Origin of the sequence: Brevundimonas sp. NIBR11 (assembly GCF_027912535.1) — a bacterium.
Lineage (GTDB): Bacteria > Pseudomonadota > Alphaproteobacteria > Caulobacterales > Caulobacteraceae > Brevundimonas.
The window spans coordinates 1,925,672-1,939,310 of the sequence record NZ_CP115465.1 but is presented as its reverse complement, the minus strand read 5'-3'; the positions used below and the strand labels follow the sequence as shown (position 1 = coordinate 1,939,310).

The window sequence follows — 13,639 nt, the reverse complement described above, 5'->3', positions numbered from 1 at the left end:
GCCGGTGCTTGGTTGCCGTCGTCTGGTGGGGCCTTCGACGGGTGGAACTCAGATCGGCAGGATGGCCGTCCCGAAGGCGCGTTTCAGTTCGTGGGCGGCGAACTGCTGGGCGACGGCGGCGTCGGGAACGACCAGGGCCATGCCGAAGAACTCGTGGGTCGAGCCATGGAAGGTCTTTGATCGCGTCTCGACACCGGCGGCCTCGAGTTTTTCGGCCAGCTTTTCGCCCTCGGTGCGCAGCGGGTCGATCTCGGCCATGATCAGGGTGGACGAGGGCAGGCCTCGCAGATCGGCCGCACCGACCACGTTGACGCGCGGATCGGCCGTCTCGGATTCGTCATCGAAGGTGTGCTTCACAAACCATTCGATCATCGGCTTGTTCAGCGGCTTGGCCGTGGCGTTCTCGACGTAGCTCTCGTTGTTCAGGTCGTTGCCGACAAGCGGGTAGACGAGGACCTGATGCTTCGGTGGGGTCAGACCCTGGTCGCGAGCGGCGATCGACACGTTGACCGCCAGATTGCCGCCGGCGCTTTCGCCCATGACGGCGACTTTCTGGGGGTCGCCGCCGATCGACTGGGCGTTTGCGAGGGCCCATTTCCAGGCCGCGACGGCGTCGTCGTGGGCGGCGGGGAACTTGTTCTCGGGCGCCTGGCGATAGTGGACCGACAGGACGACGACGTCGGCGAAGCGGGACACGCCGCGAGGGCCGCCGTCATAAACGTCCAGATCAGCGATCACGAAGCCGCCGCCGTGGAAATAGACGACGAGAGGCTTGAGGTCCCTGCTGTCGAGGTCCGGCGAATAAACGCGCGCCTGGAGCGGGCCGGCGGCGCCCTCGATGGTGATGTCGCGGGTCTGGATTCCCAGGGTCGGATCCTGATCCTTGATCGTCTCTTGCAAGATCGCCTTGACCGCGTCGGTCGGAGTAGGTTGGAGGCGGGCCTCCTGCGGCGACAAGGTCTCGATCGGCTTGCCGCCGAGGCGGGCCAGATGGTCGAGGACGTTCTGCATCGGCAAGTCCGGCTTGGCCGGGGTCGTCCGCGGTTTGTCGTCGCCGAAGATCTTGTCGAGGATGGACATAGGAGGTGGCTCTTTTCAGTGACTTGAGGAGGAACGAGGGGCTAATCCCCCGGCGGCGGCGGCGTTCCGTAAGCCCACGCTTGACTTGGCCCGGGAGTCGGGGCCTTTGGGCCTCGCTCTCGCGGGAGAGATCGGGCCGTCTCGGCGGACCCGGAGCCGAAGGCGCAACCGCCCCGGAAACGCTCAGGCAAACGGACCGCGAGAACACTCGGACGCTGGAAAGTCGGTCTTCGGACCGCGCCGACGGAGCAATGCCGCCCCGCTTTGGGCGTCGGAATCTCTCAGGCTTCAGGACAGCGGGGGCGCGAGGACGGCGGAGCTTTCCGCTTCAACACGCGACCCTGAAAGTCTGGACCGCATGACCGACGAAACGCTGAAGACGACCGTCCTGAACGCCGCGCACCGGGCCTTGGGAGCCCGCATGGTGGGCTTCGGCGGCTATGACATGCCGGTGCAGTACGAGGGCGTTCTGGCGGAGCACCGCTGGACGCGCGAACATGCGGGCCTGTTCGACGTGTCGCACATGGGCCAGTGCAAGATCACCGGCGCGGACGCCATCGATCAGTTCCAGCGCTTCGTGCCCGGCGACTATCATGCGCTGAAGGCCGGCAAGCAGAAATACTCGCTGTTGCTGAACGAGCAGGGCGGGATCATCGACGACCTGATGGCGGGCAAGCCTGACCACGACGGTCTGTTCGTCGTCGTCAACGCGGGCAACAAGGACGAGGACTTCGCCTTTTGGTCCGAGCGCCTGTCGGGCGACGCGAAACTGACGGTGCTGGACGACCGGGCGCTGATCGCGATCCAAGGGCCGGAAGCGGCCGAGGTCATGATCGCGCACGAGCCGGTCCTGGCCGAGTTCGGCTTCATGGACTGCGCCCGCCTGATGCTGTTCGGGGTCGACTGCTACGTCTCGCGCTCGGGCTATACGGGCGAGGACGGCTACGAGATTTCCGTGCCGGCGGCGGACGCCGAGCGCGTGTGGAACCTGCTGCTGGAAGACGCGCGGGTGAAGCCGATCGGTCTGGGCGCGCGGGATTCGCTGCGTCTGGAAGCCGGTCTGCCGCTGCACGGGGATGACATCGATCCGACGACCTCGCCGGTCGAGGGGGCGCTGACCTTCGCCCTGTCGAAGTCGAGGAAGGAAGCCGCGGACTTCAACGGCGCCGAACGCATACTCAAGGAACTGGCCGATGGTCCGAGCCGCCTGCGCGTGGGTTTGTCGGTCAAGGAAGGCGCGCCGGCTCGCGAAGGCGCGGAGATCGCCGACGTCGACGGAAACGTCATCGGCAAGGTGACCTCGGGCGGGCCGTCGCCGACGCTCGGTCGCAACATCGCCATGGGCTATGTGCCGCCGTCGCACGCCGCGCTCGGCACCGATTTGAAGGTCATCGTGCGCGGCAAGGCCGCCGCCGCCGAGGTGATCGACATGCCCTTCGTCGCCCAACGCTATTACCGCAAACCGAAAGCCTAGAGGGACCTGACCATGCACTTCACCAAGGACCACGAGTGGGTTCGCCTCGAAGGCGACGTCGCCACCGTCGGCATCACCGCCCACGCCGCACACCAACTGGGCGACGTCGTGTTCGTCGAGGTGCCCGAGGCCGGCAAGACGGTCGGCAAGGGCGACAGCTTCGCCGTCGTCGAGAGCGTCAAGGCGGCGTCGGACGTCTACGCCCCGGTTTCGGGCGAGGTGATCGAAGGCAATGCGACCCTGGCGACGGTGCCCGAAACGGTGAACGCCGACGCCGAAGGCGAGGGCTGGTTCGCCAAGATCAGGGTGTCGGACGCCTCGGCGATCGACGGCCTGATGGATCGCGCGGCCTACGACGCCTATCTCGCCTCGCTCTGATTTCCTCTCACGCTCGGACCTCCCCGCCATGCGTTACCTGCCCCTGACCCCCGACGACCGGACGGCGATGCTCGCCGCCATCGGCGCGAAATCGATCGACGACCTGTTCGTGGACGTGCCGCAGGCGGCGCGGCGGGACGGCTTCGTCGACCTGCCCCACGTCATGGGCGAGCTGGAGGTCGACCGGGCCCTGTCGGCCATGGCCGGGCGGAACGTGGCGGCGGGATCGCGACCCTTCTTCTGCGGGGCGGGCGCCTACAAGCACCATGTCCCGGCCACGGTGGACCACATCATCCAGCGGTCCGAGTTCCTGACCAGCTACACCCCGTACCAGCCAGAAATCGCGCAGGGGACGCTGCAGTACCTGTACGAGTTCCAGACCCAGGTCGCGAACCTGACCGGCATGCCGGTGGCCAACGCGTCGCTCTATGACGGCTCGACCGCCATGGCCGAGGGCGTCCTGATGGCGACCCGCGTGACGCGCCGGAACAAGGCGGTCATCTCGGGCGGGGTGCATCCCCACTATGTCCGGGCGACCGAGACGGTGGTGCACGCCGTCGGCGTGGAGACTCAGGCCCTGGCCGCCGCCGTGGACGCCGAGGCGGCCGTTATCGACGCCATCGGGCCGGACACGGCGTGCGTCGTCGTGCAGACCCCGAACGTGTTCGGTACCGCGACCGACGTGACTAAGATCGCCGAGGCCGCTCATGCGGCGGGCGCTCTGCTGATCGTCGTGGTCACCGAAGCCGTGTCGATGGGCCTGCTGAAATCGCCCGGCGAGATGGGCGCCGACATCGTCGCGGCAGAGGGCCAGTCGATCGGCAACGCCCTGAACTTCGGCGGACCCTATGTCGGCCTGTTTGCCGCCCGCGAGAAGCTGATCCGCCAGATGCCGGGCCGCCTCACCGGCGAGACGGTCGACGCGGACGGCGAGCGGGGCTTCGTCCTGACCCTGTCGACGCGCGAGCAGCACATCCGCCGCGACAAGGCGACGTCGAACATCTGCACCAACTCGGGCCTGTGCACCCTGGCCTTCACCATCCACATGAGCCTGCTGGGCGAGACGGGTCTGCGAAAGCTGGCCCTGCTGAACCACGAGAAGGCCGTCGCGACGCGTGATGCGCTGGCGGCCATTCCGGGCGTCGAGATCCTGACGCCGCGCTTCTTCAACGAGTTCGCGGTGAAGCTGCCGAAGAACGCCGCCGAGGTGGTGGATCAGCTAGCCGCGCATCATGTGCTGGCGGGCGTGCCCTACAGCCGTCTGGCGCCCGAGGCGGGGATGGACGACGTCCTGCTGGTCGCCGCGACCGAAACGACCCTGGATCCCGACATCCAGATTCTGGCCAAGAGCCTCACCAAGGTCCTGGGAGCCTGATCATGAGCACGATGAACACCGTCGGCCGTCCGACCGCCCCGAATGCTGTGGACCACGACTACAAGCATCCGACCCTGACCGGCGGGCGCGGCCTGTTGCAGGACGAACTGCTGATCTTCGAGAGCGACGGCTGGGGCAAGACCGGCGTCGATCTGCCGGACCCCAAGGGCGCGGCATCGGACCTCGGCGACCTGGTCCGCAAGGATCCGATCGGCCTGCCGGGCCTGTCGGAGCCGGAGGCGATGCGCCACTACGTCCGTCTGTCGCAGAAGAACCACGCCATCGACCTGGCGCTGTATCCGCTCGGGTCGTGCACGATGAAGCACAACCCGCGCCTGAACGAGAAGATGGCGCGTCTGCCGGGCTTCTCGGACATTCACCCGCTGCAGCCGATCTCGACGGTGCAGGGGGCGCTGGAGCTGATGGATCAGCTGTCGCACTGGCTGAAGACCCTGACCGGCATGCCGGCGGTGGCGCTGTCGCCGAAAGCCGGCGCTCATGGCGAGCTGTGCGGCCTGATGGCGATCCGCGCCGCACACGAGGCCTCCGGCCAGCATGAGCAGCGCCGCAAGGTGCTGGTGCCCACCTCGGCGCACGGGACCAACCCTGCAACGGCGGCCTTCGTCGGCTATACGGTCGTCGAGGTCGCCCAGACCGGGGACGGTCGCGTGGACGTGGCCGATCTGGCGTCCAAGCTGGGTCCGGACGTGGCCGCCATCATGGTGACCAACCCCAACACCTGCGGCCTGTTCGAGCGCGACATCCTGGAGATCAGCCGCCTGACGCACGAGGCGGGGGCGTATTTCTACTGCGACGGGGCCAACTTCAACGCCATCGTCGGCCGGGTGCGCCCGGGCGATCTGGGCGTGGATGCCATGCACATCAACCTGCACAAGACCTTCTCCACGCCCCACGGCGGCGGCGGTCCGGGCGCGGGTCCGGTGGTGCTGTCCGCGGCCTTGGCCCCGTTCGCGCCGGCCCCTTGGGTCGTGCACGGTTCGGACGGCTATGAGCTGATCGAGCGGGAGGAGGGCGACGCAGCCCAGGCCTTCGGCCGTCTGTGCGCCTTCCAGGGCCAGATGGGCATGTATGTCCGCGCCCTGTCGTACATGATGAGCCACGGCGCCGACGGCCTGCGTCAGGTCGCCGAGGACGCGGTCCTGAACGCGAACTACATCAAGGCCCGCCTGTCGGACGTCATGTCGGCGGCCTTCCCGGACGGCCCCTGCATGCACGAGGCGCTGTTCGACGACGAATGGCTGAAGGGCACGGACATCACCACGCTCGACTTCGCCAAGGCGATGATCGACGAGGGCTTCCATCCGATGACCATGTATTTCCCGCTGGTCGTCCACGGCGCGATGCTGATCGAGCCGACCGAGACGGAATCCAAGGCCGAGCTGGACCGGTTCATCAACGCCCTGCGCCTGCTGGCCGAAGCGGCCAAGGCCGGCGAGGTCGAGCGGTTCAAGGGCGCGCCCTTCCACGCGCCTCTGCGTCGTCTGGACGAAACCCGCGCCGCCCGCACGCCAGTCCTGCGGTGGACAGCGCCGGAAGGCACGAACATCGCCGCCGAGTAGGCGGCGAAATCGTGAGACCCGAGAGGCCGCGCCGGCTCGTTTGCGCGGCCTTTTGCAGGCCGATAACGGCGCCGCACAACACTGCTATCCCGCAAGCGCTAAGCACGCGGTTGTGAATGTGGCCGAATAGCGTCTTCTCGCGACAGGCGTAGAGTCCTCCCTGCGTTATCGAAACGAAAACACGCGTTGGGAGGCGCTGTCGTTATGATGTCACGCGTACAAAAGGGCGTAATCGCTGGCTTGTTCGCCACGGTCGCCGTTTCAATACTCGAAGCCGTGAATGTGTTTGCTGGTCCCTGGGCGGAGCCGTTTCCGCTGTTCGTGGCCAGCCTGATCGGGATGCCCGGAAATCTGGCCGTGGGGTGGATCGCTCACTTCGTCGCCGGGTCCGTGATCCTGGGCTCGTTGTTCGGGATCCTGTGTCCCCGGATGCCGGGCCAGACCGCCGAGACCAAGGGCATCATCTTCGCCGTCGGAGCCTGGGCGGTGCTGATGGTGGCGGTGTTCCTGTTCGGCGATCCGCGGATGTTCCGTGGATCGGGCGGGTTCGGCATGGTCGCCTGGATGCTGGTCAGTCACGCCGTGTTCGGCATCGTCCTGGGTAATGTCTACGCTCGGCTGGTGGAGCGCGAAAAGCGGGCCGCCAGACTGATGGACGGGGTGGCCCCGGCCCACTAGCCTGTTGACGCAAAAGAGAAAGGGCGGCGCACCGAGCTGGTGCGTCGCCCTTTTTGCATGCCGTAAGGCGCGAGCCTTAGTTCAGGCGCGTGCCGATCTGGGCGATGGCGTCGTCGAGCAGCGGGTCCGACTTCGCACCGGCGGCGCGGGCGGCGAGGATGGTCTCGGCGGCCTGGGCAGCGACGTCGGCGGCGGCGGCCTTGACCTCAGCCGTGGCCTGGACTTCGGCGGAGGCGATGCGGCGTTCGGCCAGGGCCTGACGACGGGCCAGAGTTTCCTCGAGGCGGACCTTGGCTTCGGCTTCCATGATGCGGGCGTCGGCTTCGGCGGCGGCCAGCATGTCCTTGGCCTGCGCCTCTGCGGCGGTTTTCTCGGCGCGGATCGTGGCCAGCAGGGCCTCGGCCTCGGCGCGCAGGCGCTGGGCCTCATCCAGTTCCGACTGGATCTTCTGGCCCTTGGCGTCGAGCGCCCCACCGACGAGCTTGGGCACGCCGACGAAGATGCAGATGCCGATGAAGAGGACGAGGCCCACGAGGACCCACATCTCGGCGCTCTGGAGGCCCCAGAAGCCTTCTTCCATGAACATGTTCATATCAGGCGGCTCCCTTGACGGCGGCGGCGACTTCAGCGGCCGTGGGGGCCCTGCCGGTCAGACGCTCGACGATGGCCGAGGCGGTATCGGCGGCGATGGTGGTGACATTGGCCATGGCGGCGTCGCGGGTCTTGCCGATGGCGGTCTCGGCCTCGGCGATGCGGGCGTTGACGACGGCTTCTTCCTCGGCGGCGCGACGGTTGGCCTCATCGGTGACCCGGGCCTTGGCGGCCACGGAAGCGGCGCGCGAGTCGGCCCGGGCCTTTTCCACCTCGGCCTTGGCGGCTTCGGCCTGGCCGGCGGCCTCGGCCTGGACCTGACGGGCGGTGGCGATGGCGGTGGAGATCGTCGTCTCACGCTCGTCGAACACGCGGCGCATGCGCGGGGCGAAGACCTTGGCGATCAGCAGATAGAGGATGGCGAACAGGAAAATCAGATAGACGATCTGTCCGAACCAATGCTGGAACTCGAACTGAGGCAGGCCGCCGCCTTCGCCGTGTGCGGCTTCGGTCGAGGCGTGCGTGTCCGCGACGGCGGCATGGTCGGCCGCGTCAGGGACAGGGGGTGCGAATTCGGTTTGTGCAGTCATGGTCCGCCAATGGGAATTGGGGTGGTCAGATCAATCGAAAAGGCGCGGCAGCCGGGTCGCCGGCGCCGCGCCTGATCGGATGCGGCGGATTAGGCCGAGTAGAGCAGGATGCCCAGAACGAAGGACAGGATGCCCAGGGCTTCGGCCAGGGCGGCGCCCACGAACAGGTTGCCGATCTGCGAGCCGGCGGCCGACGGATTGCGCAGGGCGCCCGTCAGGAACGAGCCGAAGATGTTGCCGACGCCGATGCCGGCGCCGATCATGCCGGTCATTGCGAGGCCGGCGCCGATGAGCTTGGCGGCTTCTGCTTCCATAATCTTAAGTCCTAGTCTGAGGTTGGTTGGTTAGGGACGAAAACTGGGGTTGGGCTTTAGTGCCCGTGGCCCAGGTTGACCACATCGTTGAGGTAGATGCAGGTCAGAACGGCGAAGACGAAGGCCTGGAGGAAGGCCACCAGGAACTCCAGCGCGGTCAGGCCGACGGTCATGCCCATCGACATCAGGGCGATCGGGATACCGAGACCGAGGCCCACCGAACCGCCGACGCCGATGACGACGAAGCCGGCGAAGACCTTCAGGGCGACGTGGCCGCCCATCATGTTGCCGAACAGACGAAGCGTCAGGGTGACGGGGCGCAGGAGGAAGGAGACGAACTCGATGATGATCACGAAGGGCAGGACCGGCCATGGCACGCCCGACGGGACGAACAGCTTGAAGAAGCCGAGGCCGTGCTTGGCGAAACCGATGGCCAGGACCAGCAGGATGGTCAGCACGCCGAAGGTGGCGGTGACGGCGATCTGCGAGGTGGCCGTGAACGTCAGGAACAGGCCGATGAAGTTCATGGCCAGGATGAAGGTGAAGACGGTGAAGACGAACGGGAAGAGCTTGCGCCCGTCATGGCCGATGATGGAATCGACGATGCCGTCGATCATGCCGAACATCGTCTCGCCGGCGGCCTGAAGCCGTCCGGGGACGACCTTGGCGCCCGAGGTCACCAACTGAAGGAACAGGACCACAAGGCCGAAGGCGATGGTCATGGCCAGGTGCGAGTTGGTGAAGGCGAGCTGCTGCTCGCCCACGACAGGCAGGTTCACCGTGCCGAAGTCGACAAGCGGGACGATCTGGAACTGGTGAAGCGGATCAGCCATGGGCGCCTTTAAGTCTCTTCGTCATCGTCGAAGGGAACCGACTTCGGCTCCACTCCGCTTGCCTTAGCCTGGGCCATCAGGCGTTGCGCCGTCGACCAGGCCATCCAAACCGAAACGGCGAAGCCCAGAAGGACGCCGCCGATCAAACCCCAGGGACCGGTATGGAAATACCAGTCCACGATTGCGCCGAGGGCCAGGCCCACGAACACGCCGCCGAACAGGTCGGCGATAATCCGCCACGCCTGACCGGCCGCCGCCTGACCCGCCGCTTCGTGCGACATCTCACGCGCGGTCTTCGCCTCCAGAGCGGATGCGCTTTCATTGAGGCGTTTGATCGCCTCTTCACGCGATTCCGTCGGCTGGGACATGGGCTTTGTTGCTTCTGAGCCCGCCCGGCCACGCATGGATTTGCGGGCCCCGACAGGGGTCTGAATTCGGCGCGGAACCTATAGGCGAGGGGGCGGAAGGTCAAGGCGTGCAGGGAATAGTTCAAGTTATTGATTTCGCGTCGGTTTGTCCGACGTATTGCAGCGCCTGCGTCATCGTAGCCTTGCCGGCGCACGTCATCGCTCCTCCGCTGCGAACGGGTTGGGGAAGTCGACGGAGCCTGGGCGGTCGCCCGGAACCGAGGTGGCCCCCTGCTTTCGCGTTACGGGGACCGATGAAATGTTTTTCGGCTCGCGCCGAGGCTCCGTCCCCGACCGGGTCCGCGAGCGTCGCCCAGCGGGTGTACGGACACCCCGGGAGGGGTCTGCATCATCGTCGCAACGATGACCGACCACAGGTCCCGGGTCCTTTGGACCCTCAGGCGATAGGCCCGCGACGGGCGGCGGGCTCAGGCCCGCCGGGCTCCGAGGTTTCACGCCCCTCGAACATTCGCTTCGGGAGCCAAATCGTTGGCTCCCTCCACGACTACCCGCTACGATCGGCCCCGCCGCACGTCCGGGTCCTGGGCCCAGGACGCCTTCCCCAACGACGGGATGGGGAAAAGTATACGCCCGGTTTGAGGGGCGCCTGCGATAAAGACCTTAATCAGAGCCGGGCGTTGAATTCGTTGGGGTCCTGGGTCGACCCGTTGATGGGTACCGATAGTCTGGGAGAGGGACGTCAGGCCGCCATTCTCCGCCACGCCTGACCCACCGGCTGGATGTCCAGCCCGGCGGCCTTGGCCAGGCGGATGACGCGGTCGAGGTCGGCAGGGGTGCAGCCGTAGGGAGTGGGGCGGTCCATGACGTCGTGGCCGTAGGCGATGAGCCAACCCTTGCGGGCGGCGGTCTCGGCCATCAGGCCTTCGAGGTCGTAGCCGGGGAGGCGGCGGCTTTCGAGGCCGATGGCCTGCATGTTGGCGCGGTCGGCGCTGCCGGCGTTGACGCCATCGCGGACGCCGCGGGCCAGGGCGAATCGCTGGGCGACCACGGCCTTGGCGCGGACGGAAACGTCTCCATAGGGGTAGGCGAAGGTGGTCATGACATGGCCGTCGAGGCGCTCGGCGACCCAGACGGCGTTGCGCTCAAGGTCGGCGGCGTAGGCCTCGGGCGAGACGGCGAGAGCGGAGGTATGGCCGAAGGTGTGGCAGCCGACCTCGTGGCCGGCGGCGAACAGCTGTTGCAGGTGGTCGGTCGAGAACTGGGGCAGGCCGAGATTCTCGCCGCCCGACAGTCCGCCGGCGACGTAATAGGTGGCGGCGATCCCGTGCTCCTTCAGGATCGGACAGGCCTCGGTCCAGGCGGTCACGGGGATGTCGTCGAAAGACAGGCTGAAGACGCCGCGCGCAGGGCGGACGGGGGCGGAGCGAACGCCGAGGTAGCGGCCGCCTCTGCGGCGCATCTTGTCGAGGAAGGCGGACATGGGCGCAGGATGCACGCACGGGCTTAAGAGCGGTTGAACGCGCGCCGAAACGACGCTCGCGGAACCCTGGTCACGATGCTAAGTCTCTTCGCACGGGGGACCTTAAGATGTTGAAATGGATCGGGCGGATCGCCCTTGGGATCGTGGCCTTGGCCGTTGTGGCGGTCGCCGGCGTGTATGCGGCCAGCGAAGCGATCATTCGGCGCAAGGTCGATTCCCCTCTGCCGGTCATCTCGGCCTCGACCGATCCGCAAGCCCTGGCGCGCGGCGCCTATCAAGCGCGCATTCGCGGATGCGACGGGTGCCACACGCGCACTCTGCAGGGCGAAAACTGGCTGGACGACGCCGCTCAGGGCCGGATCTGGACGACCAATCTGACGCAAGTCCTGGGGCGGTATTCGGACGCCCAGCTGGCCCGGGCAGTGCGGTCAGGCGTGCGGTCGGACGGGACGGCGCTGTGGCTCATGCCCTCGGAGACGTGGACCGACCTCAGCGATCAGGATACGGCCGACATCGTCGCCTGGCTGCGCAGCCATCCGGCGACCGGGCAGGCGACGCCGCCGATCCGGTTTGGACCCCTGATGCGATTGGCCATCGTACTGGGTCGCGTGGAACCGGCCACGGCCCATGTTGCGGCGGCGAAGACGAAGCCGGCGTTCGACGCGGGGACGGAGTTCGCGCATGGCCGCTATCTGGCGGTGACGACCTGCGCGGAGTGTCACGGCTCGGACCTGGGCGGGGCGGAGGTGAACGGATCGGTCGCGCCCGACCTGATCGTGGCCTCGGGCTATGACGCAGCGCAGTTCGACCGCTTCATGCGCACCGGGATCGCCCCGGACGGCCGCGAGCGCGGCTTCATGAGCGAGATGGCGCGAGAGCATTTCGCCACCATCACGAAACAGGATCTGGACGATATCCACGCCTATCTGAACGCACGGGCCGAGCGCATGCCGCAGGGCTAGGACTGGGTCGAAGAGATTCATCACGGCGAGCACAACGCAAGGCACGGCGCGCACGACGAGACCCGGGGTCTGGCCGAAGCGAGTTTCCCGCAGTGATCACTGTGATCCCGCCGTGTGCGCTGTGATGAACCCAGGTGGCAGACGGGCCTTCGGCCCTAGGGCGCTCTGTCTCTCCGCTTCAAGGCCCGACCGGCCACAACGGCGGAGGCGCCGAACTTCTGGCGCAGGGCGTCGATGGTGGTTTCGGTCTTGAGGGTGCGGGTCTCGGGGGAGGCGAAGAGGCCCTCGGGCTGGTCCTCGACGTCCTGGATGTCGGCGAGACCGATACCGATCAAACGGTAAGGGCGGCCCAGTTCTGGGGTCAGGAGTTCGCGGCCGATCGCGAACAGCGCCCGCGCCGTCTGGACCGGGTCGGGCAGGGTCCGGCGGCGGGTGACGATCTTGAAGTCGGTACGGCGCAGCTTGAGGACGACGACGCGGCTGGCGACCCCGTCACGGCGGGCCTTGGAGGCGACCTTTTCACAGAGGGGCCAGAGCTCGGCCTCGAGGTCCTCGACGTTGGTCAGGTCGGTGTTGAAGGTGTTTTCGGCGCTCATGCCGCGGCGGTCGTGCTCGGGGTTGACTGAGCGGGCGTCGCGGGCGTGGGCGAGGTCGTGGAGCCTGAGGCCCGTCTCGCCGTAGCGTTTGACCAGGTCGCGGACGTCGGCGGCGGCGAGATCGCCGACCGTGCTGAAGCCGTCGGAGACCAGGGTCTTGCCGAAGACGGGGCCGACGCCCGGCAAGATGCGGACGGACTTGGGGGCGAGAAGGGCCTGCGCGTTCCTCGTGCCGATGACGGAGAAGCCGCGCGGCTTGTCGAGTTCGGAGGCGATCTTGGCGAGGAAGCGGTTGGGAGCGAGACCGATGGAGACGCCGAGACCGGTTTCCTCCTCGATCCGCTTCTGAAGGCGGATGAGCTGGAAGGCCGGCGGGCCGCCGTTCAGGCGTTCGGTTCCCGAGAGGTCGATCCAGGCTTCGTCGAGCGACAGGGTCTGGACCAGCGGGGTGAGTTCCCCGACGAAGCGGAAGATGCGTTCCGACTCGGGGACGTATTTGGAGAAGTCCGGCTTGATGACCACGGCCTGGGGGCAGGCTTTCAGCGCCTTGAACATCGGCATGGCGGAGTGAACGCCGTACATGCGGGCGATATAGCAGCAGGTGGAGACCACGCCGCGCACCCCGCCGCCGACGATGACGGGTTTGTCGCGCAGTTCCGGCCGGTCGCGCTTCTCCACCGAGGCGTAGAAGGCGTCGCAGTCCAGGTGGGCGATGGAGAGCTGGTCCAGCTCGGGATCGCAGGCAACGCGCGGCGAACCGCAGGCCGGGCAGCGCCGTATGGCGTCCGCTCCGGTCCAGAGGCATTCGCGGCAGATCGCCTTCATGGCCAAGCTTGGATTCCCGACTTCACCCCAACTTAAGACCCGGTGGGTCATATTCCCACTCGAACAAGCGGAAAGTCTCGCGGCGCAGGGTGCGTGTCAGCCGAGACGGCCAGACCGGGTGAAGATGTCCAAGAAAGTCCTCATCGTCGAGGATAACGAGCTGAACATGAAGCTGTTTCATGATCTGCTCGACTCCCAGGGCTATCAGATCCTGCAGACCCGCGAGGGGCTGCAGGCGATGGCTCTGGCGCGCCAGCACATGCCCGACCTGATTCTGATGGACATCCAGCTGCCAGAGATCTCGGGGCTGGAAGTCACGAAGTGGCTGAAGGACGACGAGGAGCTCGGCCACATCCCGATCATCGCCGTGACCGCCTTCGCCATGAAGGGCGACGAGGAGCGGATCCGGCAGGGCGGCTGCGAGGCCTATATCTCCAAGCCCATCTCGGTGATGCATTTCCTGGAGACGGTGAAGAAGCACCTGCACCAGCCCGTAGCCGTAGGGTAGTTCCGGT

General features: G+C 66.9%; 15 protein-coding genes and 1 riboswitch. Of the genes, 7 read left to right on the top strand and 8 right to left on the bottom strand.

Annotated features, from left to right (window positions below):
- Window positions 1-48: 48 nt before the first annotated feature.
- A complete protein-coding gene (locus tag O5O43_RS09890) occupies window positions 49-1,080 on the bottom strand; it encodes an alpha/beta hydrolase (protein ID WP_271083720.1) in 1,032 nt (343 codons plus the stop codon).
- A 112-nt stretch (window positions 1,081-1,192) separates the two neighbouring features.
- A riboswitch (glycine riboswitch) is annotated at window positions 1,193-1,289 on the top strand.
- A gap of 149 nt (window positions 1,290-1,438) precedes the next feature.
- Between O5O43_RS09890 and gcvT the strand changes: the two genes are divergently transcribed.
- The 5 genes from gcvT (at window position 1,439) to O5O43_RS09865 (ending at window position 6,565) form a co-directional block, all read left to right on the top strand.
- A complete protein-coding gene (gene gcvT, locus O5O43_RS09885) occupies window positions 1,439-2,554 on the top strand; it encodes a glycine cleavage system aminomethyltransferase GcvT (protein ID WP_271083719.1) in 1,116 nt (371 codons plus the stop codon).
- Between the two features lie 12 nt (window positions 2,555-2,566).
- Window positions 2,567-2,932, top strand: a complete 366-nt coding sequence (gene gcvH, locus O5O43_RS09880; RefSeq protein WP_271083718.1) for a glycine cleavage system protein GcvH — start codon at window positions 2,567-2,569, stop codon at window positions 2,930-2,932.
- A 28-nt stretch (window positions 2,933-2,960) separates the two neighbouring features.
- The gene (gcvPA, locus tag O5O43_RS09875; protein WP_271083717.1) at window positions 2,961-4,307 is read left to right on the top strand and encodes an aminomethyl-transferring glycine dehydrogenase subunit GcvPA; all 1,347 of its coding nucleotides are present in this window, start codon (window positions 2,961-2,963) and stop codon (window positions 4,305-4,307) included.
- Window positions 4,308-4,309: 2 nt separating this feature from the next.
- Entirely contained in the window at window positions 4,310-5,887 is a 1,578-nt protein-coding gene (gene gcvPB, locus O5O43_RS09870; protein ID WP_271083716.1) for an aminomethyl-transferring glycine dehydrogenase subunit GcvPB, read from the top strand.
- A gap of 207 nt (window positions 5,888-6,094) precedes the next feature.
- Entirely contained in the window at window positions 6,095-6,565 is a 471-nt protein-coding gene (locus tag O5O43_RS09865) for a DUF6789 family protein (RefSeq protein ID WP_271083715.1), read from the top strand.
- 76 nt (window positions 6,566-6,641) lie between these two features.
- Here O5O43_RS09865 and O5O43_RS09860 read toward each other — a convergent pair whose 3' ends face one another.
- From O5O43_RS09860 to O5O43_RS09835, 6 genes are all read right to left on the bottom strand, one after another.
- Window positions 6,642-7,157, bottom strand: a complete 516-nt coding sequence (locus tag O5O43_RS09860) for a F0F1 ATP synthase subunit B (RefSeq protein WP_271083714.1) — start codon at window positions 7,155-7,157, stop codon at window positions 6,642-6,644.
- A 1-nt stretch (window position 7,158) separates the two neighbouring features.
- Entirely contained in the window at window positions 7,159-7,746 is a 588-nt protein-coding gene (locus O5O43_RS09855; RefSeq protein WP_271083713.1) for a hypothetical protein, read from the bottom strand.
- Between the two features lie 89 nt (window positions 7,747-7,835).
- Window positions 7,836-8,060 carry a F0F1 ATP synthase subunit C gene (locus O5O43_RS09850; RefSeq protein WP_168045007.1) on the bottom strand — a complete coding sequence of 75 codons (225 nt, stop codon included), beginning with the start codon at window positions 8,058-8,060 and terminating at the stop codon, window positions 7,836-7,838.
- 56 nt (window positions 8,061-8,116) lie between these two features.
- A complete protein-coding gene (locus O5O43_RS09845) occupies window positions 8,117-8,893 on the bottom strand; it encodes a F0F1 ATP synthase subunit A (RefSeq protein WP_271083712.1) in 777 nt (258 codons plus the stop codon).
- 8 nt (window positions 8,894-8,901) lie between these two features.
- A complete protein-coding gene (locus O5O43_RS09840) occupies window positions 8,902-9,261 on the bottom strand; it encodes an AtpZ/AtpI family protein (RefSeq protein WP_271083711.1) in 360 nt (119 codons plus the stop codon).
- Between the two features lie 739 nt (window positions 9,262-10,000).
- Window positions 10,001-10,741, bottom strand: a complete 741-nt coding sequence (locus O5O43_RS09835; protein ID WP_271083710.1) for a polysaccharide deacetylase family protein — start codon at window positions 10,739-10,741, stop codon at window positions 10,001-10,003.
- 107 nt (window positions 10,742-10,848) lie between these two features.
- Here O5O43_RS09835 and O5O43_RS09830 point away from each other — a divergent pair, with 107 nt between their 5' ends.
- Entirely contained in the window at window positions 10,849-11,703 is an 855-nt protein-coding gene (locus O5O43_RS09830) for a c-type cytochrome (protein WP_271083709.1), read from the top strand.
- Between the two features lie 155 nt (window positions 11,704-11,858).
- Here the strand turns inward: O5O43_RS09830 and O5O43_RS09825 are convergent, their stop codons facing one another.
- Window positions 11,859-13,124 carry a DNA polymerase IV gene (locus O5O43_RS09825; RefSeq protein ID WP_271083708.1) on the bottom strand — a complete coding sequence of 422 codons (1,266 nt, stop codon included), beginning with the start codon at window positions 13,122-13,124 and terminating at the stop codon, window positions 11,859-11,861.
- Between the two features lie 124 nt (window positions 13,125-13,248).
- On the opposite strand from O5O43_RS09825, the gene O5O43_RS09820 reads away from it, so the two are divergent.
- The gene (locus O5O43_RS09820) at window positions 13,249-13,632 is read left to right on the top strand and encodes a response regulator (protein ID WP_271083707.1); all 384 of its coding nucleotides are present in this window, start codon (window positions 13,249-13,251) and stop codon (window positions 13,630-13,632) included.
- The last annotated feature ends 7 nt before the right edge of the window (window positions 13,633-13,639 follow it).

Excerpts from the sequence above, each read along its gene's own strand:
- O5O43_RS09890 (WP_271083720.1), bottom strand. The coding sequence starts at position 1,080 with ATGTCCATCCTCGACAAGATCTTCGGCGACGACAAACCGCGGACGACC.
- gcvT (WP_271083719.1), top strand. The coding sequence starts at position 1,439 with ATGACCGACGAAACGCTGAAGACGACCGTCCTGAACGCCGCGCACCGG.
- gcvH (WP_271083718.1), top strand. The coding sequence starts at position 2,567 with ATGCACTTCACCAAGGACCACGAGTGGGTTCGCCTCGAAGGCGACGTC.
- gcvPA (WP_271083717.1), top strand. The coding sequence starts at position 2,961 with ATGCGTTACCTGCCCCTGACCCCCGACGACCGGACGGCGATGCTCGCC.
- gcvPB (WP_271083716.1), top strand. The coding sequence starts at position 4,310 with ATGAGCACGATGAACACCGTCGGCCGTCCGACCGCCCCGAATGCTGTG.
- O5O43_RS09865 (WP_271083715.1), top strand. The coding sequence starts at position 6,095 with ATGTCACGCGTACAAAAGGGCGTAATCGCTGGCTTGTTCGCCACGGTC.
- O5O43_RS09860 (WP_271083714.1), bottom strand. The coding sequence starts at position 7,157 with ATGAACATGTTCATGGAAGAAGGCTTCTGGGGCCTCCAGAGCGCCGAG.
- O5O43_RS09855 (WP_271083713.1), bottom strand. The coding sequence starts at position 7,746 with ATGACTGCACAAACCGAATTCGCACCCCCTGTCCCTGACGCGGCCGAC.
- O5O43_RS09850 (WP_168045007.1), bottom strand. The coding sequence starts at position 8,060 with ATGGAAGCAGAAGCCGCCAAGCTCATCGGCGCCGGCCTCGCAATGACC.
- O5O43_RS09845 (WP_271083712.1), bottom strand. The coding sequence starts at position 8,893 with ATGGCTGATCCGCTTCACCAGTTCCAGATCGTCCCGCTTGTCGACTTC.
- O5O43_RS09840 (WP_271083711.1), bottom strand. The coding sequence starts at position 9,261 with ATGTCCCAGCCGACGGAATCGCGTGAAGAGGCGATCAAACGCCTCAAT.
- O5O43_RS09835 (WP_271083710.1), bottom strand. The coding sequence starts at position 10,741 with ATGTCCGCCTTCCTCGACAAGATGCGCCGCAGAGGCGGCCGCTACCTC.
- O5O43_RS09830 (WP_271083709.1), top strand. The coding sequence starts at position 10,849 with ATGTTGAAATGGATCGGGCGGATCGCCCTTGGGATCGTGGCCTTGGCC.
- O5O43_RS09825 (WP_271083708.1), bottom strand. The coding sequence starts at position 13,124 with ATGAAGGCGATCTGCCGCGAATGCCTCTGGACCGGAGCGGACGCCATA.
- O5O43_RS09820 (WP_271083707.1), top strand. The coding sequence starts at position 13,249 with ATGTCCAAGAAAGTCCTCATCGTCGAGGATAACGAGCTGAACATGAAG.